The 23,099-nt window shown below is 50.6% G+C and carries 27 protein-coding genes; 9 read left to right on the top strand and 18 right to left on the bottom strand.

Features of this window, described 5'->3' with window-relative positions; all coding sequences use genetic code 11:
* The first annotated feature begins 8 nt into the window (after window positions 1-8).
* Window positions 9-1,322, top strand: a complete 1,314-nt coding sequence (locus KNP74_RS05520) for a dihydrolipoyl dehydrogenase family protein (RefSeq protein ID WP_214763775.1) — start codon at window positions 9-11, stop codon at window positions 1,320-1,322.
* 37 nt (window positions 1,323-1,359) lie between these two features.
* Here KNP74_RS05520 and mnhG read toward each other — a convergent pair whose 3' ends face one another.
* The 16 genes from mnhG to KNP74_RS05440 form a co-directional block, all read right to left on the bottom strand.
* On the bottom strand, window positions 1,360-1,719 hold the full coding sequence (gene mnhG, locus KNP74_RS05515) for a monovalent cation/H(+) antiporter subunit G (RefSeq protein WP_034776781.1): 360 nt from the start codon (window positions 1,717-1,719) through the stop codon (window positions 1,360-1,362).
* Window positions 1,697-1,987 carry a Na(+)/H(+) antiporter subunit F1 gene (locus tag KNP74_RS05510; RefSeq protein ID WP_114165745.1) on the bottom strand — a complete coding sequence of 97 codons (291 nt, stop codon included), beginning with the start codon at window positions 1,985-1,987 and terminating at the stop codon, window positions 1,697-1,699. Before KNP74_RS05510 ends, mnhG begins: the two co-directional genes overlap by 23 nt.
* On the bottom strand, window positions 1,987-2,466 hold the full coding sequence (locus KNP74_RS05505; protein ID WP_034776777.1) for a Na+/H+ antiporter subunit E: 480 nt from the start codon (window positions 2,464-2,466) through the stop codon (window positions 1,987-1,989). Before KNP74_RS05505 ends, KNP74_RS05510 begins: the two co-directional genes overlap by 1 nt.
* Before the next feature lie 7 nt (window positions 2,467-2,473).
* Window positions 2,474-3,958, bottom strand: a complete 1,485-nt coding sequence (locus KNP74_RS05500; RefSeq protein ID WP_138859773.1) for a Na+/H+ antiporter subunit D — start codon at window positions 3,956-3,958, stop codon at window positions 2,474-2,476.
* On the bottom strand, window positions 3,951-4,292 hold the full coding sequence (locus KNP74_RS05495) for a Na(+)/H(+) antiporter subunit C (protein ID WP_021066825.1): 342 nt from the start codon (window positions 4,290-4,292) through the stop codon (window positions 3,951-3,953). The genes KNP74_RS05500 and KNP74_RS05495 overlap by 8 nt, the downstream gene beginning before the upstream one ends.
* Window positions 4,292-4,729, bottom strand: coding sequence for a Na(+)/H(+) antiporter subunit B (locus KNP74_RS05490; protein WP_138859774.1), 438 nt, complete (start codon window positions 4,727-4,729; stop codon window positions 4,292-4,294). The genes KNP74_RS05495 and KNP74_RS05490 overlap by 1 nt, the downstream gene beginning before the upstream one ends.
* Complete coding sequence (locus KNP74_RS05485; protein ID WP_214763774.1) at window positions 4,713-7,142, bottom strand: Na+/H+ antiporter subunit A; 2,430 nt, start codon at window positions 7,140-7,142, stop codon at window positions 4,713-4,715. The genes KNP74_RS05490 and KNP74_RS05485 overlap by 17 nt, the downstream gene beginning before the upstream one ends.
* 371 nt (window positions 7,143-7,513) lie before the next feature.
* Window positions 7,514-7,828, bottom strand: coding sequence for a thioredoxin (gene trxA, locus KNP74_RS05480; protein WP_021066822.1), 315 nt, complete (start codon window positions 7,826-7,828; stop codon window positions 7,514-7,516).
* Between the two features lie 106 nt (window positions 7,829-7,934).
* The gene (locus KNP74_RS05475) at window positions 7,935-8,900 is read right to left on the bottom strand and encodes an electron transfer flavoprotein subunit alpha/FixB family protein (protein ID WP_034776767.1); all 966 of its coding nucleotides are present in this window, start codon (window positions 8,898-8,900) and stop codon (window positions 7,935-7,937) included.
* Window positions 8,901-8,913: 13 nt separating this feature from the next.
* Window positions 8,914-9,687 carry an electron transfer flavoprotein subunit beta/FixA family protein gene (locus tag KNP74_RS05470; protein WP_214763773.1) on the bottom strand — a complete coding sequence of 258 codons (774 nt, stop codon included), beginning with the start codon at window positions 9,685-9,687 and terminating at the stop codon, window positions 8,914-8,916.
* A gap of 80 nt (window positions 9,688-9,767) precedes the next feature.
* Window positions 9,768-10,346 carry a fatty acid metabolism transcriptional regulator FadR gene (locus KNP74_RS05465; RefSeq protein WP_214763772.1) on the bottom strand — a complete coding sequence of 193 codons (579 nt, stop codon included), beginning with the start codon at window positions 10,344-10,346 and terminating at the stop codon, window positions 9,768-9,770.
* Between the two features lie 80 nt (window positions 10,347-10,426).
* Window positions 10,427-12,100 carry an AMP-binding protein gene (locus KNP74_RS05460; protein WP_214763770.1) on the bottom strand — a complete coding sequence of 558 codons (1,674 nt, stop codon included), beginning with the start codon at window positions 12,098-12,100 and terminating at the stop codon, window positions 10,427-10,429.
* Window positions 12,101-12,237: 137 nt separating this feature from the next.
* Entirely contained in the window at window positions 12,238-12,705 is a 468-nt protein-coding gene (locus tag KNP74_RS05455) for a DUF4825 domain-containing protein (protein ID WP_214763768.1), read from the bottom strand.
* A 13-nt stretch (window positions 12,706-12,718) separates the two neighbouring features.
* On the bottom strand, window positions 12,719-13,852 hold the full coding sequence (locus KNP74_RS05450; protein ID WP_214763767.1) for an ABC transporter permease subunit: 1,134 nt from the start codon (window positions 13,850-13,852) through the stop codon (window positions 12,719-12,721).
* Window positions 13,842-14,723, bottom strand: a complete 882-nt coding sequence (locus KNP74_RS05445; RefSeq protein ID WP_214752485.1) for an ABC transporter ATP-binding protein — start codon at window positions 14,721-14,723, stop codon at window positions 13,842-13,844. Before KNP74_RS05445 ends, KNP74_RS05450 begins: the two co-directional genes overlap by 11 nt.
* Window positions 14,698-15,099: a GntR family transcriptional regulator gene (locus KNP74_RS05440; RefSeq protein ID WP_034776753.1), complete on the bottom strand. Its 402-nt coding sequence runs from the start codon at window positions 15,097-15,099 to the stop codon at window positions 14,698-14,700. The genes KNP74_RS05445 and KNP74_RS05440 overlap by 26 nt, the downstream gene beginning before the upstream one ends.
* Before the next feature lie 179 nt (window positions 15,100-15,278).
* On the opposite strand from KNP74_RS05440, the gene KNP74_RS05435 reads away from it, so the two are divergent.
* The 6 genes from KNP74_RS05435 to KNP74_RS05410 all read left to right on the top strand — a co-directional run bounded on the left by KNP74_RS05435 (window position 15,279) and on the right by KNP74_RS05410 (window position 18,242).
* Entirely contained in the window at window positions 15,279-16,031 is a 753-nt protein-coding gene (locus tag KNP74_RS05435; protein ID WP_214763766.1) for a hypothetical protein, read from the top strand.
* Window positions 16,032-16,152: 121 nt separating this feature from the next.
* The gene (locus KNP74_RS05430; protein WP_021066810.1) at window positions 16,153-16,563 is read left to right on the top strand and encodes a MarR family winged helix-turn-helix transcriptional regulator; all 411 of its coding nucleotides are present in this window, start codon (window positions 16,153-16,155) and stop codon (window positions 16,561-16,563) included.
* Window positions 16,564-16,586: 23 nt separating this feature from the next.
* The gene (locus KNP74_RS05425; RefSeq protein WP_214763765.1) at window positions 16,587-17,225 is read left to right on the top strand and encodes a nitroreductase family protein; all 639 of its coding nucleotides are present in this window, start codon (window positions 16,587-16,589) and stop codon (window positions 17,223-17,225) included.
* A 15-nt stretch (window positions 17,226-17,240) separates the two neighbouring features.
* Window positions 17,241-17,534 carry a putative quinol monooxygenase gene (locus KNP74_RS05420; protein ID WP_021066808.1) on the top strand — a complete coding sequence of 98 codons (294 nt, stop codon included), beginning with the start codon at window positions 17,241-17,243 and terminating at the stop codon, window positions 17,532-17,534.
* 1 nt (window position 17,535) lies between these two features.
* Window positions 17,536-17,892 (top strand): DUF1304 domain-containing protein, encoded by a 357-nt coding sequence (locus KNP74_RS05415; RefSeq protein ID WP_214763764.1) that lies wholly within the window; start codon window positions 17,536-17,538, stop codon window positions 17,890-17,892.
* A gap of 77 nt (window positions 17,893-17,969) precedes the next feature.
* Window positions 17,970-18,242, top strand: a complete 273-nt coding sequence (locus KNP74_RS05410; RefSeq protein WP_214763762.1) for a CPCC family cysteine-rich protein — start codon at window positions 17,970-17,972, stop codon at window positions 18,240-18,242.
* A 45-nt stretch (window positions 18,243-18,287) separates the two neighbouring features.
* Here the strand turns inward: KNP74_RS05410 and KNP74_RS05405 are convergent, their stop codons facing one another.
* Window positions 18,288-19,826, bottom strand: a complete 1,539-nt coding sequence (locus KNP74_RS05405) for a hypothetical protein (RefSeq protein WP_214763760.1) — start codon at window positions 19,824-19,826, stop codon at window positions 18,288-18,290.
* 127 nt (window positions 19,827-19,953) lie between these two features.
* A complete protein-coding gene (locus KNP74_RS05400; RefSeq protein WP_251130115.1) occupies window positions 19,954-20,202 on the bottom strand; it encodes a hypothetical protein in 249 nt (82 codons plus the stop codon).
* 152 nt (window positions 20,203-20,354) lie between these two features.
* Between KNP74_RS05400 and dndD the strand changes: the two genes are divergently transcribed.
* Together dndD and KNP74_RS05390 are read left to right on the top strand one after the other, a co-directional pair.
* On the top strand, window positions 20,355-22,601 hold the full coding sequence (dndD, locus tag KNP74_RS05395; RefSeq protein ID WP_214763757.1) for a DNA sulfur modification protein DndD: 2,247 nt from the start codon (window positions 20,355-20,357) through the stop codon (window positions 22,599-22,601).
* A 4-nt stretch (window positions 22,602-22,605) separates the two neighbouring features.
* Complete coding sequence (locus tag KNP74_RS05390; protein ID WP_214763756.1) at window positions 22,606-23,001, top strand: hypothetical protein; 396 nt, start codon at window positions 22,606-22,608, stop codon at window positions 22,999-23,001.
* The last annotated feature ends 98 nt before the right edge of the window (window positions 23,002-23,099 follow it).

The following is a 23,099-nucleotide window of genomic DNA, read 5'->3' as shown; positions in this document are numbered from 1 at the left end:
GTTTTGTTATGAAACGGTACGATGTCATCATCATCGGCAGCGGCTCGGCAGCGAGCCAAGCCGCTAACGTATTATGCGACGCCGGTAAACAAATTGCCATCGTCGAGAATTGGACGTTCGGCGGGACGTGTCCGCAACGCGGATGTGACCCGAAAAAGATGCTCGCGGAAGGAGCAGAGCTCATTGCCCGTACGGAACGGATGAAATCACTCGGTGTCCACGGCGAGCTCACGCTCGATTGGCACGCCTTTAAACGGCGTATCGACGAGTATCGTTTCGCCATCCCGACGACGAAGATGCATCATTGGAAAGAGCACGACATCGACTTGTTCGAAGGCGAACCCCATTTCATCGATGAAGACTCGATTGTCATTGATGGGCATGAAATCTCGGCGCATCAGTTTTTAATCGCTTCAGGCCTCATTCCGCGACCGCTCGACATCCCGGGTGGCGACTTGGCCATCACGAGCGACGACGTTTTCGACCTCGACGACTTGCCAAAACACGTCATCATCATTGGGGCCGGCTATATCGCGTTCGAGTTCGCTCATATCCTCCGCCGCTTCGGGAGCGAGGTGACCCTCCTCATCCGATCGCGGGCACTTAAACAATTCGATCGCAAAGTCGTCAAACGTCTCGTCGATGAGACGATTCGGATCGGCATCGATGTCCGTTACGGCATCGAGCCCGTCCGGATGGATGGGGACGTGCTGACGTTATCAAATGACTCTACCCTCGAAGGCGTCGTCCTTAACGCCACCGGGCGAATTCCGAGCATCGAACGGCTCCGTTTGGACGCAGCCGGTATCGAGTCCGACCACGGCGGCGTCCTCGTCAATGAGTTCCTGCAGACGACGAATGCGAACGTATATGCAGCCGGGGACGTCGCCAAGAGCCGCAACCCGGCCCTCACCCCGTTTGCGGGGCAGGAAGGACGCATCGCCGCGCTCAACCTGCTCCGCAACAACACGCGTCCGCTCCCCGAGCGTCCCGCCCCGACGGTCGTCTTCACGACACCACCGATCGCCAAGGTCGGGCTGACGGTCGAGGAGGTGAAAGCGCGCGGCATCGACTATGAATGTAAAGACAACGACTTGTCCCATTTCCTCACGTATGAGCGGATCAACGACACGACGGCGTTCTCCCGCATATTGTTAAGCAAGGACGGTCATGTGCTCGGCGCCCACTTGATTGGGCAACACGCGCCGGAACTGATCAACCTGTTCTCGTTTATTATACAAAACAATATGACCCATCAACACGTCAAACACTTGGAGTTCGCGTATCCGACGTCCGCGTCCGATATCTCGTACATCATCTAAAAAAGGCTCTTCCATCGTGCGATGGAAGAGCCTTTCGTCATTCGATTCCTTTGTCCTTATCTTCTCGAAGTGCATCTTGGAGCGATTTCTTCCAAAGCGGGACACCTTGAGAATGGGCCGCGCGGGCCACCAAGTGACTGCCGACCGGCGCCGTCAATAAGACGAAGAACAGTCCGAGCAGAAGCCGTGCGTCAAAGATGCGCTGGTCGACCCAGACGTGCAAGAGCGCCGCGAACAGGACGAACATGACGCCGAGCGTCGCACTCTTCGAGGCCGCATGGGCGCGGGAATAGATGTCCGGGAGCCGGATCAGACCGATCGCCGCGACGACGGTGAAGAACACCCCGATGATCGTGAAGACACCGGTCAAGATGTCATAAATCATTGTTGCGGTCATGTTGGATGATCTCTCCCTTCTCGAGGAATTTCGAGAACGCCACCGTTCCGATAAAGGCTAAAATCCCGAGCAAGAGGATGACCTCGAAGAACATCGTCGTATCGAGCAAAATTGATAACAACGACACGACCGAGATCAACCCGATGCCGATCGAGTCGAGGGCGATGACTCGGTCCGCTGTCGTCGGCCCTTTGACGACCCGGTACAGCATACCGAGCATGGCGAGCACGAGGATGGCGAGGGCGACGTAAATAATAATATTTAACATTAGCTGGTCGCCTCCTTGATGTTCGACTCAAAGTTATCGTAAATGTCTTGTTTGAGCGACTCTTTATCCGGCATATGGAGCGCATGGATGTAGAGCGTCTTATTGTCGTCTGACACTTGGACGACAAGCGTACCTGGTGTCAGCGTGATGAGCATCGATAGCCAACTCACTTTCCAACCGGCATCGAGTTCGGTGTGATACCGGAAGATGCCCGGTTGGATTTTTAGTTTCGGGCTCAAGACGAGCCGGAGCACTTCGATGTTGGCTACGACGAGTTCGCGACAGAAAATCAAGAACAGTTTAAACAGTTTCAAGACACGGGTGAAATAAAAGTCCGTGTTTTTGAAGAAGCGGCGCATCATGAAGATGACGAGTAACCCGAGCAAGTAACCGATGATGAATCCGCTCGTCGTGAACGTACCCGTGAAGAACATCCAAATGAACGCCAGGAAAAAGTTGATGAGTAGTTGGTAAGCCATCTCTAAATCACTCCTTAATCACGGCATCGATATAGATTTCGGGTTGCACGAGCGGTTCGATTGCCTGGGTAATGAACGGATGCATCGCTTCGGCACCAAACCCGTAGGCGACGGCGACGGCGACGAGCAAGAACGTCGGCACGATGAGGCGGTTCATATACGGCACGAGCGGACCGTCATAGACTCGTTTCTCTTCTCCCCAAAATCCGTACAAGAAGATTTTGATGACCGAGAAGAGGACGAACAGACTCGACAGCAAGATGAGGAGCGGCCCGAACAGGCTGCCTTCCCCGACCCCGCCTTGAACGATCAAAAGTTTCCCGAAGAATCCGCTGAGCGGCGGAATCCCGGCGAGCGACAACGCTGCGATGAAGAACGTCCAACCGAACAATGGGAAGCGGGTGATCAAACCGCCCATGTCGCGCAGTTGACCGGACTTGGTGATGCCGATCATCATCCCGACGAGCATGAACAAGGCGGCCTTGATCAACATGTCATGAATCAAATAGTAGAGCGCCCCTTCGAGCGACGTCTGCGTGTTGAGTGCGATTCCGTACAAGATGACGCCGACGGCGATCATGATGTTGTAGATGATGATCAACTTGACGTCGTTATAGGCGATCGCCCCGATCATCCCGATGACGATCGTCAACACGGCAAGGATAATCAAGAAGTTCTGCATGAACGCACTTCCACCATCAAACAGGAGCGTATACGTCCGCAAGATCGAGTAGACGCCGACTTTCGTCAACAGCGCCCCGAACATGGCGAGAATCGGTGTCGGCGCCACGACATACGAGCCCGGGAGCCAGTAATGAAGCGGCACGAGTGCCCCTTTCAAGCCGAAGACGATGACGAAGAACACACCGATGACGGTGATGACGCTTTGATTCTCCACGAGCGGAATCTTTTGCGCGAGGTCCGCCAAACTGAGCGTACCGACCGTCCCGTAAAGAAGCGCGACGGCCATGACGAACAGCGCCGAGGCGATGACGTTCACGAGCAAATACTTGATCGACTCGCGTAACTGGACGCCCTTCCCGCCGAGCACGATCAATACGTACGACGAGATGAGGAAGACTTCAAAGAAGACGAACAAGTTGAAAATATCGCCTGTCGTGAAGGCACCGTTCACCCCGACGAGGAGGAACAGCATCGCGACGTAGACGTAGTTCGATTCATAGGCGTCTGAGAAGTAATGGGTCGCAAACCAGACGATGAAAAAGACGAGCAACGTCGACGTGGCGACGAGTAGTGCCGACAGCATGTCCGAGACGAGCGTGATGCCGAACGGTGCCGGCCAGTTCCCTAAGTTGACGGTCATAATGCCGTCTTGAGACACGGTGAAGATGAGCAGCACCGTCACTGCAAACGTTACAAGTAAAGCCCCGAGTGCCACTCCGCGTTGCAGACGAACTTGCTTCGGTGCGAAGAGAAGAAAGATGGCCGCAAGCGCCGGGATGACAATCGGAAAGATCGGTAAGTTAATCATTCGATTCCGTTCCTTTCATTTCCTCAATATTATCCGTGTTCAGTTCCTGGTAAGCCCGATACGCGAGCACGAGGAAGAACGCGGTCACCCCGAAGCTGATAACGATCGCCGTCAAGACGAGCGCTTGCGGGAGCGGGTCAGTATATTCCGTGACCCCATCGACGAGGACGGGTGCCGCTCCGGTTTTCAGTCCACCCATCGTCAAGACGAGCAAGTGGGCAGCGTGGCTGAGCAACCCGGTGCCGATGATGATGCGCAACAAACTCTTTGAGAGAATCATATAGACCGCGCTCATCGTCAGGACACCGATGATGATGCTAACGAAGATTTCCATTATTCACTCTCTCCAATCGTTTGAATGATCGTCATCGTCACACCGATGACCACAAGGTAAACGCCAAGGTCAAAGGCGATCGCCGTGTGAAGCGTCTGTTCGCCCAAGAGCGGCAAATCGAATTTGTCATAGGCGTGCGTCAGGAACGGACGGTCCCAAAAGATGCTGTGCAGCGACGTCAGTAACGCGATGGCGAGACCGAGCGCCGTCATCTTGCGATAATCGAACGGGAGCACGTCAGCGAGCGTCTTCGAATCGAAGGCGAGCAACAGCAACACGAGCGCCGCGGCCGTCATCAAACCACCGATGAACCCTCCGCCCGGCGAGTAGTGCCCGGCGAAGAAGAGGTTAATCGAGAACACGATGATGATGAAAAAGATGATCACCGCGGCCGTCTGTAAGATGACGTCATTGACTTGATCATTTTTTCGGTTCATGTTCACGTGCTCCTTTCGTACGTTCTGTCGTTCTGAATTTGATCATCGTGTAAATCCCGATGGCCGCGATGGCAAGGACGACGATCTCGAACAACGTATCAAAGCCACGGAAGTCAACAAGGACGACGTTGACCATGTTTTTCCCGGCTGCCAAATCATAGACGTTTTCTTTATAATACTCGGAGATCGACGACAGGGAACGGTTCGATAGCGCCATGAAGCTGAGGAGCGTCACCGTCACCCCGACGAAAATCGAGACAATCGCATTCTCGATTTTAAACTTAACACGCACTTCTTTCTTGCTGATCTCCGGCATATGGTAGAAGACGAGCAAGAACAACGCGACCGATACCGTCTCGATGACGAGCTGCGTCAACGCGAGGTCCGGTGCATTGAAAAAGACGAAGAACAACGCGACCGAATACCCGACGACACCGAGCAAGATGATCGACGGCAGACGCGAACGCATGAACAGAATCGCGAGCGATGCCAAGATGACGACCGCCCCGAGGACGTATTCATACGGTGCGACAGGTTCCATCTCGCCGAACGAGAAGTCGAATAAGTCGAAGCGATACATCGAGAACAACATCATGCCTGACAAGAACAAGAAGATGTACACCAAATACGAGCGGATGAAGCCCGTCATATAGTTGTCTTTAAAGCGATACGCCGCCTTGTTCGACCAGACGAGCGTCCCGTCGTACATGCCATTGAGCGTCAAGCGATGCGGGATATGGTTGTAGATGCCCATCCACTTGTTGATCGTGAAGAACATGAGCGTCCCGAGCAGGACGATACCGATCGTCATAAGCAACTCAGGTGTGATGCCATGCCAGAAGTAGATGTCGACTTTCACGTCCTGCCCGCTCGCGACGAGCGTCGGATAGATCGACTCGACGGCCGGCTTGATGAGCGAGTTCGACAACACGTTCGGTACGAAACCGAGAACGACGACGAGGATAGCGAGAATCGCTGGCGAGATGAGCATCCCGATCGGTGCCTCGTGCGGCTGTTTCGGTAACCGGTCGAACTGGGCTTTGCCCATGAACGTCCGGGTGAAGATAATCAAGCTGTAGATGAATGTGAACACGCTCGCGATGAACGCGACGACCGGGATCAAGATGCCGATCGTATCGAGCGCGAAGAAGTCCATCGAGAACACTTTCGTGGTTGCCTTCAAGAACATCTCTTTACTGAGGAAGCCGTTGAACGGCGGCAATCCTGCCATCGACAACGAGCCGATGACGGCAATCGTGAACGTGATCGGCATGACGGTCATCAGACCGCCGAGCTTACGGATGTCACGCGTCCCCGTCTCGTGGTCGACGATCCCGACCATCATGAACAGCGACCCTTTGAACGTCGCATGGTTGATCAAGTGGAAGATTGCCGCGATCGTTGCGACCATATAGATGTTGTCATCCATGCCGTCATAATGTAGCGCCGCGGCCCCGAGGCCGAGAAGCGACATGATGAGACCGAGCTGACTGACCGTCGAGAAGGCAAGAATCCCCTTCAAATCGGTCTGTTTGACCGCGTTGAACGAACCCCAGAAGAGCGTGAACGTCCCGACCGAGGCAATAATCCATAGCCAGAGTGACGACTCTTGGAACACCGGACTCATCCGTGCGACGAGATAGAGACCGGCCTTGACCATCGTCGCCGAGTGGAGGTACGCACTGACCGGGGTCGGTGCCTCCATCGCATCCGGCAACCAGATGTGGAATGGGAATTGCGCTGACTTCGTGAAGGCGCCGAGCAAGATGAGAATCATCGCCGCGATAAAGAACGGGCTGTCGGCGATGAGTGCCTGATTGGCGACCATGTCGCGGATGCTGAATGAGCCGACGATCGACTCGAGGATCACAATCCCCCCTAGCATCGACAAGCCCCCGAACACGGTGATGAGCATCGACTTACGTGCCCCGTAGCGTGAGCGTTCTTTCTCGTACCAATACCCGATCAACAGGAACGACGAAATCGATGTGAGTTCCCAGAACATGTACATGACGACCATGTTATCCGAGAGGACGACACCGAGCATCGCACCCATGAACAAGAGCAGGTACACATAAAAATGACCGAGCGACTCTTTGTCTTTATTCAAATAGTAAATCGAATAGAGGACGACGAGCGCTCCAATCCCTGTAATGAGGAGGGCAAACAATAATCCGAGCCCGTCCACGTAGGCCGTGAAGTTGATGCCGAGCGATGGCATCCATTCGACCGTCTCCGTCACGACGTCCCCTGCGCTCGTGATTCCGATGAAGCGGAAGAAGTACACGAACAGGACGACCGGAACGATTAACACGAACCAACCCGTATGGATTCGCTTCAGCGCCCGGAACAAGAACGGGATGAACGGTGCCGCGAGAAGCGGCAATAAGATAGCTAAATGTAACACCGACAAGAAAATTCCTCCTTCGAACAGAGTCTTACAAACGATGGGCCAATTATTAAGGTCACTTGACGCCATCATGTCTTCCTCATGAGTATAGCGTAAATTTTCAGTCTGTTTCCATGATAAAACCTTGCCGCATTTTCCAGTCTCCTCAAAAATTCCCGAACTGTTAAATATGAAGATAGTCGACAAAAAGCGACGAAAAAAAATCTGATCAAGCGTCGTATGTATCCGTTTTCAGATAGTGATTTTTCCGGATTCCCCGCTAAATCCGTACTGAACCTTAACCGTTGTTATTCCATGCGAAACGACTAAACTCCTTCTTCCCTAACGAGCCCAACAAAAAACAGCCGACTAGTTCCCCGGTCGGCTGTACGTGATTATTGTGCTGTTGCGATAAACTCTTTGAGTGCTTCTTTTGGTTGGAAGCCCATTGTTTTCGAAACAGGTTGTCCGTCTTTGAACATCATAAGTGTTGGGATACTTTGAATTTGGAAAGCGCCCGCTACTTCTGGGTTCTCGTCAACGTCGAGTTTAACGATTTGGACTTGGTCGCCCATCTCTTGGTCAAGCTCTTCGAGTACCGGTGCGATCATGCGGCACGGTCCACACCAAGCTGCCCAGAAATCGACGAGGACGACGCCCTCTTTTACTTCTTGTTCGAATGTTTGAGTCGTTGCGTGTTTAATAGCCATTTGGTAAATACCTCCCCAGTAAGATGTGAGAGCCGATTAAGAACTCTCATGCATTTCATGTTCAGAGTATACCACGGAGGGTACGTTTCCCCAAACATTCTGCATATCAGCTATTGACGAGGTGTTTGCGGAACTCTTCCGTCAAGAGCGGGACGACGTCGAACAAGTCACCGACAATGCCGTAGTCGGCCACGGTGAAGATGTTCGCTTCCGGGTCTTTGTTGATGGCGACGATGACTTTGGCGTTGCTCATCCCGGCCAAGTGTTGGATCGCCCCAGAGATGCCGCAGGCGATATACAAGTCCGGCGTGACGACTTTCCCGGTCTGCCCGATTTGTAGCGCGTAGTCACAGTAGTCGGCGTCACATGCTCCACGTGAAGCACCGACGGCCCCGCCGAGCAATTCCGCGAGCTCTTCGAGCGGCTTGAAGCCGTCCTCGCTCTTGACGCCGCGCCCACCGGCGACGATGACTTTCGCTTCCGTCAAATCGACTTTCCCCGTCGCCTTGCGGACGACTTCTTTGACGATCATGGCGAGGTCCTTGAGCTCAACGCTCGGTGTCTCGACCGACACACTCGCTCCAGCCGTACGCGGAAGAGCGTCGATGTTGTTCGGACGGATCGTGAAGAACATGACCGAGTCTTTGAATTTCACTTTCTCGAACGCTTTCCCTGAATAGATCGGGCGGACGAACTCGGCGTCTTTGCCAGATCCTTCAATCGAGACGACGTCACTGATGAGGCCGGCGTCCAGACGAGCCGCAAGTTTCGGTGCGATATCTTTTCCGAGTGCGGTATGACCGAGGACGATCATGTCCGGCGACTCCTGGTCGATGACTTGGCGGAGCACTTGTCCGTAACCGTCTGGCGTATAGTGTTTGAGACGCTCGTCTTCGATGACGAGGACGCGTCCCGCGCCGTATTCCCCGAGTTCATTGGCGAGTGCTTTGACATCATCCCCGATGACGACCGCCGTCACGTCGTCCGTCAATTGCTTCGCTGCGGCGATTGCTTCAAATGATACGTTCCGTAACGCGCCTTCACGCGCTTCTGCGAGTACTAGAGCTTTCATCTATGTGTCCCCCTTAAATGACTTTGGCTTCCGTGCGAAGTAATTGAACGAGCTCGCTCACTTGTGACGACGTATCCCCTTCAAGGATGCGCCCAGCTTTCTTCTCTTCTGGCAAGAAACGTTCGATCGTCTCGATTTTCGCTTCGATCTCGTCTTCATCGAGGTCGATGTCCGACAGTTCGAGTTCTTCGAGTGGCTTCTTCTTCGCCTTCATGATGCCTGGAAGGCTCGGGTAACGCGGTTCGTTCAATCCTTGCTGCGCTGTCACGAGGAGCGGGAGCGCCACTTCGATCACTTCAGTGTCCCCTTCGACGTCGCGTGTGACCGTCGCTGTCGCGCCGTCGATATCGAGTTTCGTGATCGTCGTCACGTAGTTCATGTCCAACAGTTCAGCGACACGTGGTGCGACTTGGCCGCTACCGCCGTCAATGGCGACGTTCCCTGCGAAGATGAGATCTGGCGCTTGCTCTTTCAAGTACGTGGCGAGCACTTTCGAAATCGTCACATGGTCTGCGTCCTCGACGTCATCCTCGATTGAGATGCGGACCGCTTTGTCCGCACCCATCGCGAGCGCCGTCCGAAGTTCTTTGTCCGCGTCTTCTGGTCCGACCGTCACGACCGTGACTTCTCCCCCGAGATCGTCACGTTTACGGATGGCTTCTTCGACCGCATATTCGTCATACGGGTTGATGATGAACTCAGCGCCGTCTTCTTGAATTTCCCCATTCTCGAGCTGAATCGCTTCCTCTGTATCGAACGTACGCTTCAGCAACACAAAAATATTCATCGTAGTTCCCCCTTATAAGTTGTTCGCACCATCATTCATGAATCAGCGTTCATTTTTTGAGCTAGCGAGAGGGCTTACGGTTAAGCAAGCCCTTTTTTTAACATATGGTGTACTTTCGGTAGCGTCGACATCAAATCATACTTGAAGCCGCTCGCCATCCAACTCGTGACCACTTCATCGATCGTGCCGAAAATCATCTGGCGAGCCAGGCGATAGTCGAGTTCGCGATCGAATTCGCCGGTGTCGATCCCGTGTTGTACGACCGTGTCAATTAAGTTCAAGTACGGTTTGAGTACTTCGCTAATCTTTTGGCGGAGCGCCAAATTCGACTGCCGGAGCTCGATTTGCGTCACGACGGCGAGGTCGTAATCGGCCGATAGTTGTTTCAAATGCGACTCAATCAACTGATACAGCTTGTCGCCGGCCGTCGTCTCCCGCTCGATCTGTTGTTTCGAGTAGTCGATGAACAGGCCCATCTTCGTCTGGAACAATTCAATCAACAGATGTTCCTTGTTTTTGAAGTACAGATAAATCGTTCCGTCGGCGACGCCCGCTTCTTTGGCGATGGCCGTCACCTTTGCACCGTGATAGCCATGGTCCGCAATCACTTTCACTGCCGCATCGATAATGCGGTCACTTTTTGATCCATTCTTTGTCATAAACACCCAAGCTCCTTACCGCTGCATAAAAATGAATGATGGTTCATTCATTTATTATTCTATCATGTGACACCGTTGTGTCAACTGCTTTGTTTTACTTGTTTCGCCTTCTCTTCGTCGACGAGGATGCGGCGCAAAATCTTACCGACGAACGTCTTCGGCAACTCTTCCCGGAACTCATATAACTTCGGCACTTTATACGCGGCAAGCTTCTCGCGGCAGTGCTTGTCAAGCTCTTCTTCCGTCACGCTGGCCCCGTCCCGCATCACGATGAACGCCTTGACTGTCTCGCCGCGATACGGATCCGGCACGCCGATACAGACCGCTTCCTTGACGGCCGGATGTTCGTAAAGCACTTCTTCGATTTCACGCGGATAGACGTTGAAGCCACCGGCGATAATCATATCTTTCTTCCGGTCGACGATATAGAAGAAGCCGTCCTCGCCCATATAGCCGAGGTCACCCGTCGCGAGCCAGCCGTCTTTCAAGACGGCCGCCGTGTCTTCCGGCTTCTGCCAGTACCCTTTCATCACTTGCGGGCCGTGCAGCATGATTTCCCCAATCTCGCCGATATCGGCCAGCGTCTCTCCGTCTGCCTTTACAATCTTAGCAGAAGTGTCCGACAACGGCACCCCGATTGAGCCGACGATCCGTTTATCCCATAAGAAGTTCGCGTGCGTGACCGGTGACGTCTCCGATAACCCGTACCCTTCGACGATGCGACCGCCCGTGATGCTCTCGAACTGCTCCTGCACTTCGACCGGGAGCGGCGCCGACCCGGAGATACACGCCTCGATTGACGACAGGTCATATTTCTTCGATTTCGGGTCGTTGAGGATGCCGACATACATCGTCGGTGCACCTGGGAAGAAGTGTGGCTTCTTCTTGTGGATCGTCTTCAAGACGTCGGTGACGTCAAAGCGCGGGACGAGGACGAGCTCATATCCGTTCGCCATCCCGAAGTTCAGACAGCATGTCATCCCGTAGACGTGGAAGAACGGGACGACGCTCAAGACACGCTTTAGGTCGCCTCGGCTATATCTATAGAAGAAGTTCGAGATTTGGTCGACGTTCGCCGTCAAGTTGAAGTGGGACAGCATGACGCCTTTTGGCAACCCCGTTGTCCCGCCCGTATATTGCAAGACAGCGACATCCGCTTTCGGATCGATTGCGATCGGGGTGATCGGCCCGAAGTTCTTATAGTCTTTGAATGCGACCGAACCTGTCGTGTCGATGACGATGTTGTTCTCACGTTTCACTTTGATCGGGTACAGCTTGTTCTTCGGGAACGGAAGATAGTCGGCGATGCTCGTCGTGATGATCGTCTTAATGTCCGTCTTCTGTTTCACACGAAGCGATTTCGGATAGAGGAGGTCGAGCGTGATGAGGATGTTCGCACCTGAGTCGGTGATCAAATTCTCGAGCTCATGCTCGGTGTAGAGCGGGTTCGTCTGGACGACCGTTCCACCAGCGTACAAGACGGCGTAGAATGAAATGACGTATTGCGGACAGTTCGGGAGCATCAGGCTGACGCGGTCCCCTTTTTGCAGGCCTTTCGATTGGAGCATCGTCGCGAGTCGCTTCGCCGCGTCATCGACCTCGGCGAACGTCAACTCTTTGCCGATGAAAGAGACGGCGGTCCGGTCCGGATAATCGGAAGCGGCCCGGGATAGCGCCTCATAGAGCGGCTTCACCTCGTAATCAATCGTTTCTGGCATGTCAACTGGATAATCTTGCAACCACGGTTTGTTCATTGATTCTCCTCCTTGGAATGAATAGTCATTCAGTTAACTCTATTATAATGCCAAGAAAACGCTTTCATCTACCCTTTACCCGATAATTTTCAGAAAATATCGAAAAAACGTGTGCGGATGAAAGTTTCCGCACACGTTCAGATTCTCTTGAAATAGGCTTCGGTCTGCTCTTGGTTGCTGATTTTCTCGTCTAAGTGATCCTTTAACTCTTTTTCCCACTTGATCGTCGAGAAGTCGATGTCGAGCCACGCCTCCATCTCCGGACGCGAGAACGAATATGTCCGGTTCGGGAAAGCGAAGCGGACAATCTCCGTATTTTGCACGAGTGTGAAGTACGTCGCCGCATTCCGAATCGCGAGCCGCTCCTGTTCGATCCGTTCAATCTCAGGATCACTGTAACGAATCGTCAGCCCGTAAGGACGTTTTTTCGTCTGCAGCTCGATCGACTTGTAGCAGTCGTGCATCGGCAACGTCTGGGCGATGCCGGCGACGGCGCTGTTGTCCCCGACGTAAGACCCTTTGTATTGGAAAGCGTTCGATCGTTCGGTGTCCCCGCATCCAGCGAGCACGATGAGCAAGACGACGAGCAGAATGAGCCGTTTCATGAGAATCCTCCTATCAAGATTTTAGTTTCAAGTTCAAGCGATAGAGCAGACGTTTCGCAAGCAAGTGGGCGATGAAGCCGCCAATTAGGAAGCCGACGATGTATAGTGCAAAACCTGACTGCATCGAGAATGCTGAGAGAATGATTCCTCCTAACATGGCGAAACAGAGAACCATGATGATGTGGATCAGCCATAGCCAATTCGAGAACATAAAAAATCGTCCGTTGTTTTCTTGCGGTGCTCGGTTGAACATCCAAATGCCCAGCCCGAATGATAATGCGATGAAAGCTAGTGCGCTCCATGGCGCAATTGCTAAGAATTTCTGCCATTCAGCTTGGTTCGTAAAGTATTGATACATGTCTACGTTTGCCAAGTTCGAGAATGGCGATAAAACACGTAAGAACGTACTCTGGAATAAATCGTCGAAGAATGCATACCTAGAATCATACTGTTGCGAGAACGCATAGACGGATCCTTGTACGAGCGCAATCAAACCAATTGGGAAGATTAACGCAATGAACGTCCAAATTACTTGAGAAATCGATTCTCCTCCGAACGATCCCATCCATAGAGCAGCTGAGAAGAAAGAGATACCACTAAGCATCATAAGCACGACGAGCGCGATGACTCGATTCGTGCTTCCTTCCATCAAAAAAGCGTAGTCCGAGAAGCGAATCATCATTATCATGAGCGTCCCACCGAGCACAGACGACACAATAATCCCTACCGTCCCAATTAACCATTTCGATATGTAAAGCTGGTTCCTTGTGAACGGGAGAGACATCGTGAAATCGGACATTTGACTGTTCCGTTCTGCACCAATCAAGACGGATGCCATGAGAGCACCAAAAATAACGAATAAAAACAATACCCCACCCATAGGAATGAGCGATTGTAAGTCACCAATCCAATAGCCTGTTCCATTATTTTCGTTAAAAAAGTCTTGGACGGACAAATCAGACGAATCCCCATCGATCCAATCGGCATATTCACCTGGATTTTCTTGAATGTTACGAAGTTCCTGGTCAAAGTATTGCATCTGTGACCAAACTGGTACCGTGAAGGCAATCACTCCGAGAAAAACGAGCAACAGCCATAAAATCGATACTTGTTTCCAATCTTTCTTTAATAAGATTTTAAAAGACACTTGCCTCACCTCCTAATTGGACCCGGAAAATGTCTTCGAGCGACATTGGGATTTCTTCGACGAGCATCGGGTCGTGTGCATCGACGAACGTATCGAGTTCTTTCGTCCGTTCTTTCGCCATGAACAAGGCGACGCGTCCGGTCACATTGATGATTTCGATGTCCTTGCGCTCAAGCAGCTCGACCGGTACTTGATCGTTGAAGACGACTTGCAGTTTGACGCTCGTCTCTCGCGCCTCCTCGAGCGACATGATCGCTTTGACGCGTCCTTTCTCGATCATGATGATGCGGTCGGCGATTCGTTCGAGCTCATGCAACTGATGGCTCGAGACGATAATCGAACAGTTGCGTGCCTCGACTTGGGCGATCATCAGCTTCAAGACGTCGGATTTGGCGACGACGTCGAGTCCGTCCGTCGGTTCATCGAGCAGATAATATTTTGCTTGGACGGCGAACGCGAGCGACAGCGTCACCATCGCCTTCTGCCCTTTCGAGAGCTGGCGAATCTTCTTGTTGTCGATGTTATATCGTGTGAGCGTCTCTCTAAAGGTTGAACGGTTGAACGTCGGATAAATCGATTCGTAGAGCGCTGCCGCCTCGTTGACTGTGTAATGCTTAAGCGCGTCGGCCGAATCTGGGACGAAGATGACGTCACGCTTTAACTCTGCTTTTTCAAAGATGCTCGATGGACCGTAGCGGACGTCGCCCGTGTCCGGTCGGATGATGCCGACCATCGTCCGGAGGAGCGTCGTCTTGCCGGCCCCGTTCCGTCCGACGAGGGCGATGATTTCTCCTGCGCCGACGGTGAAATCGATATCATCTAGCACTTGCTGTCGATCGATTTTCTTACTCAGTTGCTGGACTGTCAGCATGGTTCTCCCCTACTTTCTTATACTCTGTCTCAAATAGCGTCAGCGCTTCAGTGAGCGCGATGTTCGCGTAATGGCAATCGATGGCGAGCTTCTTGATCGCCTCTAGAATTGGGGCGCGCGGTGAGTCCTGGTCGATCCAGTCCTCGGAGACGAACGTCCCCCGCCCGCGGTGCATCTCGAGCAATCCGAGCCGCTCGAGTTCCTGATACGCCTTACTGACCGTGTTCGGATTGATGACGAGGTCGGTCGCAAGTTCGCGCACCGACATGACTTTGTCGCCCGGCCGTAAAATCCCGCGGATGACGAGTGCCTTCGTCTGATTGACGATTTGTTCATACAAAGGTTCCGCGCTTTTCATATCAATTTTATATAACATGGGTCACACCCTCTCTTGTGTACGTGGTATAAGTGTATTATATGTATTAGTACACGTAAATACAATAGTTCTTAAAGGGCACTTTCAGTTTACAGGCATTTGGGAATAAATTGAATACGACTTTGGACCGAGGTAGTACACTTCCATTTCAGGTACATTGGTAGAGAGGTGAATCAGAAATGAGAAAACGATGGTTAGTCGCAACCGCTGTCGCCGTGACCGCGCTTGGCACGACATGGTCGACTTACGCAAAACAAGACGAGGAAGAACGATACGCGACCTATATTGAAGATACATATGGAGAAGACGTCGAGGTCACGCTCAAGCGCGACTGGAAGATGGGCGGCTATGCGGCCGAATTCACCCTGACCGATCCGATACTCGAAGGTGACTATTGGGCTGAGACGTATCAGACTGATCAAACGATCCATGACAACGTGCTCGAACATGTCTGGCAGCAAGAAGCCGAAGACACGTTCAAGGAGCGTCTCGAGCAACTCGACTTGTTGACGGAGGCGGAAACGGTCCGCGCGAGTGTACCGACCGGTGTGGATGAGGATGTTGCGACGACCGTACGCCCTACCCCGACGTCCGTCTTCGACGTCGAGTCAAAAGAGTTCTTGGACGTGTCCATCATGTTCCACGAGAAGTGGTCCAACACCGATGCGCAGAAACAACGGATGCTCGGCGTGATACGAGCTTTGGAAGATGACGTCTACTCGATTCATTTCTCATTCGACGGGACACCGTATGAGGATGACGACTTCAAAGAACGCTACATGAATGTCTCACACGACTCGTTCCCCGGCGAACCGGCGATGCATGAGATTCAGACAATCGAGGACTTGAATCGCCATGATCGACTGTATGGCTTCGACGAGACGACGTTCATCCATGACTACCACTTCGATGGCACCAAATATGAAGACTGATCACCATTCGCACGAGCGGATGGTTTTTTTGTGAGCAATCTCCTTTACAGCACAGCGTGAATGTTTTACATTTGACGAGTCAACAATTGACTTATCAAATGAGAGGGGTGAGACACCACAGATGGAATTACGAGATATCAGCCGACTGCTGTACCAAATCAAACTGGCGGACCAACGCGTCGCGACCTCGTTCGAGAAAGAGACGGGCTTCAGCCTGACCCGCTACGAAATGCTCATGATTGTGCATGACAAGGGCGTCTGTTCGCAAAGCGAGATTCAGCAGGCGATGAAAATTGACAATGCGGCCATCACCCGCCATTTGAAGATCCTTGAAGAAAAAGGCTACGTCCGCCGGGAACGGAACACCGCGAACCATCGTGAAGTGTTCGTCCATTTGACCGACGAAGCCAAACATGACTTGACGAGCTGTGAACAAGACCACGACCGCAGCAAGCATTTGATCACGAAAGTGCTGTCCGAGTCAGAAATCAATCAGCTGTCGAGTCTGCTGCAAAAGCTTAACCAACTATAACAAGAGAGAAAGAGGTAATATCCATGGCAACTACATTCGAAAACAACACATTCACTGACGTGATGCTCGGTCGCAAATCGATCCGCGTCTACGACGAGAACGTCAAAATCTCACAACTTGAAATGCTTCAAATGATCGAGGAAGCGACAACAGCCCCTTCTTCAGTCAACATGCAACCGTGGCGCTTCGTCGTCGTCGAGAGCCCAGAGGCGAAAGAAGCGCTCAAGCCGCTCATCCGCTTCAACGTCCGTCAAAACGACACGTCGGCTGCGATGGTCCTCATCTTCGGCGACATGGAATGCTACGAGCTCGGTGAAGAGATTTACGATCAAGCTGTCGCGGAAGGTAAAATGCCTCAAGAAGTGCGCGACCAACAGCTCGCTGCCATCCTCCCATACTACAAGAACTTGTCGACACAAGAGATGAACGACATCGTCAAAATCGACTCGAGTCTCGCTGCGATGCAGTTCATGCTCGTCGCCCGCGCTCACGGTTACGACACGAACCCAATCGGCGGTTTCGAGAAAGACCAACTCGCGGAAGCGTTCGGTTTAGATAAAGACCGTTACGTGCCGGTCATGATCCTCTCGGTCGGTAAAGCTGCAGAAGAAGGCTACCAATCGGTACGTCTCGACGCTGAAAAAATCACATCATTCAAATAATCGGAGGATACCCACATGATCTTAATCAATGCCATTTTCGACGTGAAAGAAACAGAGTTTGACAACTTCTTGGCCGACATCAACAAGCTTATCGACTCGTCGAAACAAGAAGCCGGTTGCTTGAGCTATGAACTGTTCCAATCGACGACGTCGGAGAACCGCTTCGTCATGATTGAGAACTGGGCCGACCAAGCGGCCGTCGAACAACACAACCAAAACCCGGACCTCATCGCGTTCGCCCAAAACGTAGGCAACTACGTGACGGCGAAACCAGTGCTCCATGTGACGGAAGTCGCGACGGCCAACTAACGTGTCCGGGCTCACCCTCGTCCTCGGAACACTCGTCGCCATCGAGTTCTTCTACATTATGTATTTAGAGACGTTTGCCACGCGTTCGAGAACGACGGCCCGTGTCTTCAACATGACGGAACAAGAGCTCGCACGCGACTCCGTATCGGTGCTGTTCAAGAACCAAGGCGTCTATAACGGGTTGATCGGCGTCGGCTTGCTGTACGGTCTGTTCGTCAGCCAGTCGATTGAGATCGTCACGATGCTTCTCATCTATATCGTGCTCGTCGCGTTGTACGGCAGTATCACGAGCAACAAAAAGATCATCCTCACACAAGGTGGATTGGCGATTTTGACGCTGTTATCCATGTTGTTGTGAGCTTGAAGCGGTCGACCTCGTGTCGGCCGTTTTTTTGTATGCGGCGTGCGCTATACTGAAAAGTGAGGTGATGTTCGATGACATACACATGCCCTTGTTGCGGCTATCAAACACTTAACGAAGAACCACCCGGCACGTATGACATTTGCGGCATCTGTTTCTGGGAAGACGACGGTGCTCAGTTCAGCGATCCAGATTATGAGGGTGGTGCCAATACGGTGTCGCTCCGACAAGCGCAACAGAACTACATTCATTTTGGCGCATGCGATCGAGGTTCGCTCAAATTTGTCCGGACTCCGAACGGGCACGACGTCAAAGACCCAAAGTGGCGGCCGTTCGCAGAAAAATAAGCACAAAAAAAACCGCTTCTACGCATTGGTAGAAGCGGCTGTTTGTTATACGCCGAGAACTGCGAACGAGACTCCAACGACACCGATTAGCGCCATCGCGTAAACTGGTACGCGCGGCATTTCACCGTTGTTATCGAGCGCCTTCCCGAACATGTAGAACACGAGCGGGTGGACGAGGAACGGCATCGAGAAGATGAGCGGGATAAGAAGCGACGCTTCCGTCCCGAACATGCCACCTTGGACGGCTGCGAAGAGACCGAAGTGCGAGATGGCTGACGATTGAGCCATCGTCGTGTAGTCGAACGCGATCGTGCTGAACGTAAGAAGGACGAGTCCACCGAAGACCGCCATCATCTGCCAACCGAACGAGAACTGCATGAGCGCCTTCACTTCTTTGAAGTCTTCGCCGTTGGCACCGCGCAAGTTTTTGAGCGAGAGCGCCGTCAACGTGAGACCGACCAAGACGATGATCGCCGTCGGCCAAATCCAGAGCGCCCCATTGTCGGCACTGACTGCCAAAATCGAGAACACGAAGATGTGACCGAAGAACGGGATGTTGATCATGATTGGGGCACGTTTCGCGGCCACTTGACCGAAGTCACCGGCCGTACATGCGCCTGTGAGACCACTGTGCGAGAGCGAGCCGGCCATACCTGGTGCGAGGTTGCGGATGTGTCCTGTGCGGGCGAACCACATGAGGAGCGCAATCCCACCGAACATCCAGAACAACTGACCGAAGAAACCGTACACGAGAATCGAGTTCATGCCTTCGATGGCGAACGCATCACCGATTCGCGAGCCACCGACCATGAAGTTGGCGGCCAAGACGACCGGGATTCCGGCGAACAGAAGCGCACGGACGGTCGGTCCATACGTCCAGTTGTGGAAGATGGCACCGAGTGCTGACGAAAGCAACATGGCGAAGAAGATTTGCGGCAGCGCGATAATCGGTTGAACCGCCACGGCGATGCCGTACGACACGAACAAGATGACGAGCATCAAGACTGTCTCGATGACGCCTTTACGCATGTATACATTCTTATCGTCGATTTGAGCCTTGTGGTCGATCAAGAGGAACGATGCCGCGAGACCGATCAACGCGAGGATCGGGTAATAGAGCATGATGCCCTCTGCCGCGCCCGGTTGAATCATCATGCGGAAGAACCCTTCGAGACCGACGAGCAAGAAGAATGAACGGAGGATGAAGATGAACTGTGTCCGTCCTGTTCCGAGGAACATCTCTTCTTTCGATGGCACGACGATGTCTTTCATGTCGAGCTCTTGCTTGCTTAAAATCTTGCGAAGTTCTTGTCCACCGACGAAGAACGATACGACGAGCGCGATGATCGTCGTCCGTGACATGAAGTCGACGAGCGGGAACTCAGGGAGACCCGGTGTCGCGATGCCCATCTCGACCATGGCGAAGCCAAGTCCGAGACCGAAGATGACGATGACGAGGATTGGTGAGAACCGTGAACCGGCCACGACCATCCGCGATAAAATGACCATTGGGATGACGAAGGCCATGAGCAACCAGAATTGGTTGAGTAATTGTACTTGCGATAATTGCTGAACGATTTCCATGGATAAACCCCTTATACATTTTTTTCACACTGTTTCGAAGTTTACAGGATTGAACATTCTGTGACAAGGGGGTGTGATGTTTTGTAAACATTGAAAGCGGAACCAACTGAAATGGTTCCGCTTTCGGTTAGTTATTCGATTGGCGAAGGCCCCAGATACCCTTATTTCCTGTGGAATAAAACAAGTCTTCTTTCCCCGCGAAGCTGGCCGAATCACTTGAATGGGCCCGAATCTGTTTATTGACGTGAGCCTTCCAGTCTTTATACCGATCGAGCTCGAGTTGATAGTATGACCGCTCGATATATGCGTTGATTTCTTTCAATGAAGCCGTCCCGCCATGATGCTGGAGGGCGAATTGGATTTTGCGAAGTAACATTCTTTTCAATGTAATCTCTCCTTACTATGTATATAGTCATTACATGGTTTATTTATCCAAACCCTTTCTAAAAAAGTTACAGGTTTTTAGGTTATTTTCCTTTATAATAACAATATAGTCCCAACATACTATTTTCTAGAAAGGATTTTACTATGAACCACAAGTTTTATGAGAATGAGCAAGAAATTCTAAAAGAAGTCTCTGCTCAACATGACCTATCTCCTAACCTACTTCAAAACGTTCTCACTACTTCAAAGGCCAATTATTACGGTGAAGCAACATCCCCTACCAAACGCCAAAAAGAATTAGAAGAAGAACTAAAATACCTAATAAAAAAAGGGAATTCGTTAACCCACCCTACTTCATCTGGAAAAAGGTCAGGGTTAAAGCTAGTACGTATTCAATTAAATAATTACAAAACATACTTAAATTCACAAACAATTAATTTCGATACACATTCTGAGGATAAAAACATCATTCTCATCGGTGGCTTGAATGGTGCCGGGAAGACCACGATTTTAAAGGCCGTAAGATACCTACTCTACGGAAAACGAGGAATGACTGATTCTGAATTCCAACAACAGTTCACGAACACCATTAATAATTCGTTCTTTGAACAAGGTGGACGTGAAGCCAGTGCGTCTCTAGTGTTTGAACCCGGAGATGGTCACCACTACGAAATTAAAGTCGTGTGGCAATACAATAGTAAGAAACAAGTTGTAAATGAAAATAAAACATTTAGCAAGCGCACCATTGGCGCGGCTCGCCCTAAACGGAACGAACAAATCGGTCCACACAATGTTGACGACTTCAACCGAACAATCGATAAATTGATTCCATTTGAAGCTTCGCAATTCTTAATCTTTGATGGTGAAGAGATTCGACGGATTATTTCGTCACGTAATTCAGCAGACTTTAAAGCAACAATCCGACGAATGAATGGGATGTCATACTTTAACGAACTTAAAGGTGATTTGGACAAAATCTATTCACGAAAAGTCAATGAGTTGGCCACTGCTCAAAAAAGCACCGAGCTATTAAAATTCAACAAAAAAATCTCTGAATTAAAAGACCAATTAAGTGAACTGACGGAAAAAAGAATCAAAGCTGAAGGACGTGTTTCAACATATAACAAGCAACTTGATCAATTCAAGAAGCTTCGTAATGAGAAACAAATGCAAAACAACGAATCACGAGAGAAGTTTATCTCAACGATGAGTTCGTTAACAGCTCAGCATGCGCAAATCATGGATCAAATCTCAAAACTGTTTAGCGAGCAAGGAATTCCGTCCTTTGCTCCTAAAAAAATTGATGCTTTAAAGAAACGGTTAAATGTAGAACAACAATATGTTTCTGACCAGCAAAGAGTTGAACAAATCTTGACCCCTTATCATCAATTTATGTCAAAACTTCTCTCAGAACCAATCAATCCGCCTTTGACTGAAGACCAATTACATCAAGTTGAAGAAATCGGAAAAACAATTTGGTTATCAAAGGAGAACTATAAGGCTACGACAGGAGTAGAGAATCAACAGACTTGGCATGACATTTCACCGAAGGATCGCAGATTTATCATGGGTGTTAATGCTTCTTCTGTTAAGCAACAAATTGTTGAGCTGATTAAGAAGGCAAACAACATTAAGCACTCTATTGATTCATTACAACAAAAAATTGATTTAGCCCCTTCGGCAATCAGTGTTGAAGAAGAAGATAAAAAAATTCAAGAAATTACCGAAGTGCTTGGAAAAACGAAGAGCATTCATATGAATATCAAGAAGAAAGAACAAGAGTGCGTCCAAGAGATTCGTTCGTTGGAAGCCAAGTTAAAAGGAACTAAATCTACAGCTTCAAATGCTGTTGAGTTGGCAGATGACGTTCAGATCTACGGTAAAATCAAAGAAGCCATCGATAAATACTCAGAAAAAGTTTTAGGCTGGAAAATTGATTTGATCAGTCGCGAATTCGATAAAATGCTCAATAGACTCATGCGAAAGCAAGATGAGTTTGGTCGTGCTTTCGTCGATCGTCATAAGATGATGATTCGAATCGAGAATGAGCGCGGTGCTGAAATTTCCGTTGAGGAACGTTCCGCCGGCGAGATGCAAATCATTTCTTCTGCATTTATTTGGGGAATGATTAAAGCAGCCGATTTGGACTTACCGATGATCATCGACACCCCGCTCGGCCGTTTGGACAGCTATCACCGTAAAAACTTAGTTGAACATTTTTATAAGCACCTTAGTAAGCAGGTCGTTATTCTTTCGACAGATACCGAGATTACACCTGAGTATGTGGAGCTGATGAAAGAATACACGTCTAAGCAAATCATGTTGGACTATAACCAAAAAGAGAAATATACACTGATTCGTGAAGGTTACTTCGAACTAGTGAAAGGATAAGATTATGGACTCAAAAGGAATTAAGCTATCAAAAGTAAGTAAAGACAGAATCGACAACATCATTAGTCATTTGGAGCACTATGTACCGAAAGATCCGAGACCATTTATAGTTAAGCTTAGTTTGATGCATGGAATCGAAAACTACTCTGTCACATCCGACCTCCCTTCTGAACTAAGTTCTGGAGCATGGGACATGGGTTCGATCATTAACGGCAATGACTACCTGCTCGCAAAACACCTCATCATTAATGAACTCCAAAAAGAGATTGAGAACGAAAAAATAATCCGAGATTATATGAAGAAGTTCATTGAATTGGGGGTAGCACATATTGCTTCTTTACTTGAATCAGACGATGCCATTTTTGAAGAAGAGTTTTTAATTAAACTATTGACTGCATGATCTCAGCGAATTATCGCTGAGATTTTTCTTACTATAAATTCTAATTTAATTGAGCTTTCCGCTATTTTTGAAAAGAATCATATGATAAACTTTACCTA

Source organism: Exiguobacterium sp. s141 (genome assembly GCF_018618085.1).
Taxonomy (GTDB): domain Bacteria; phylum Bacillota; class Bacilli; order Exiguobacteriales; family Exiguobacteriaceae; genus Exiguobacterium; species Exiguobacterium mexicanum_A.
Note: the sequence above shows the minus strand (reverse complement) of the source record. Positions and strands in the feature narration are given on the sequence as shown.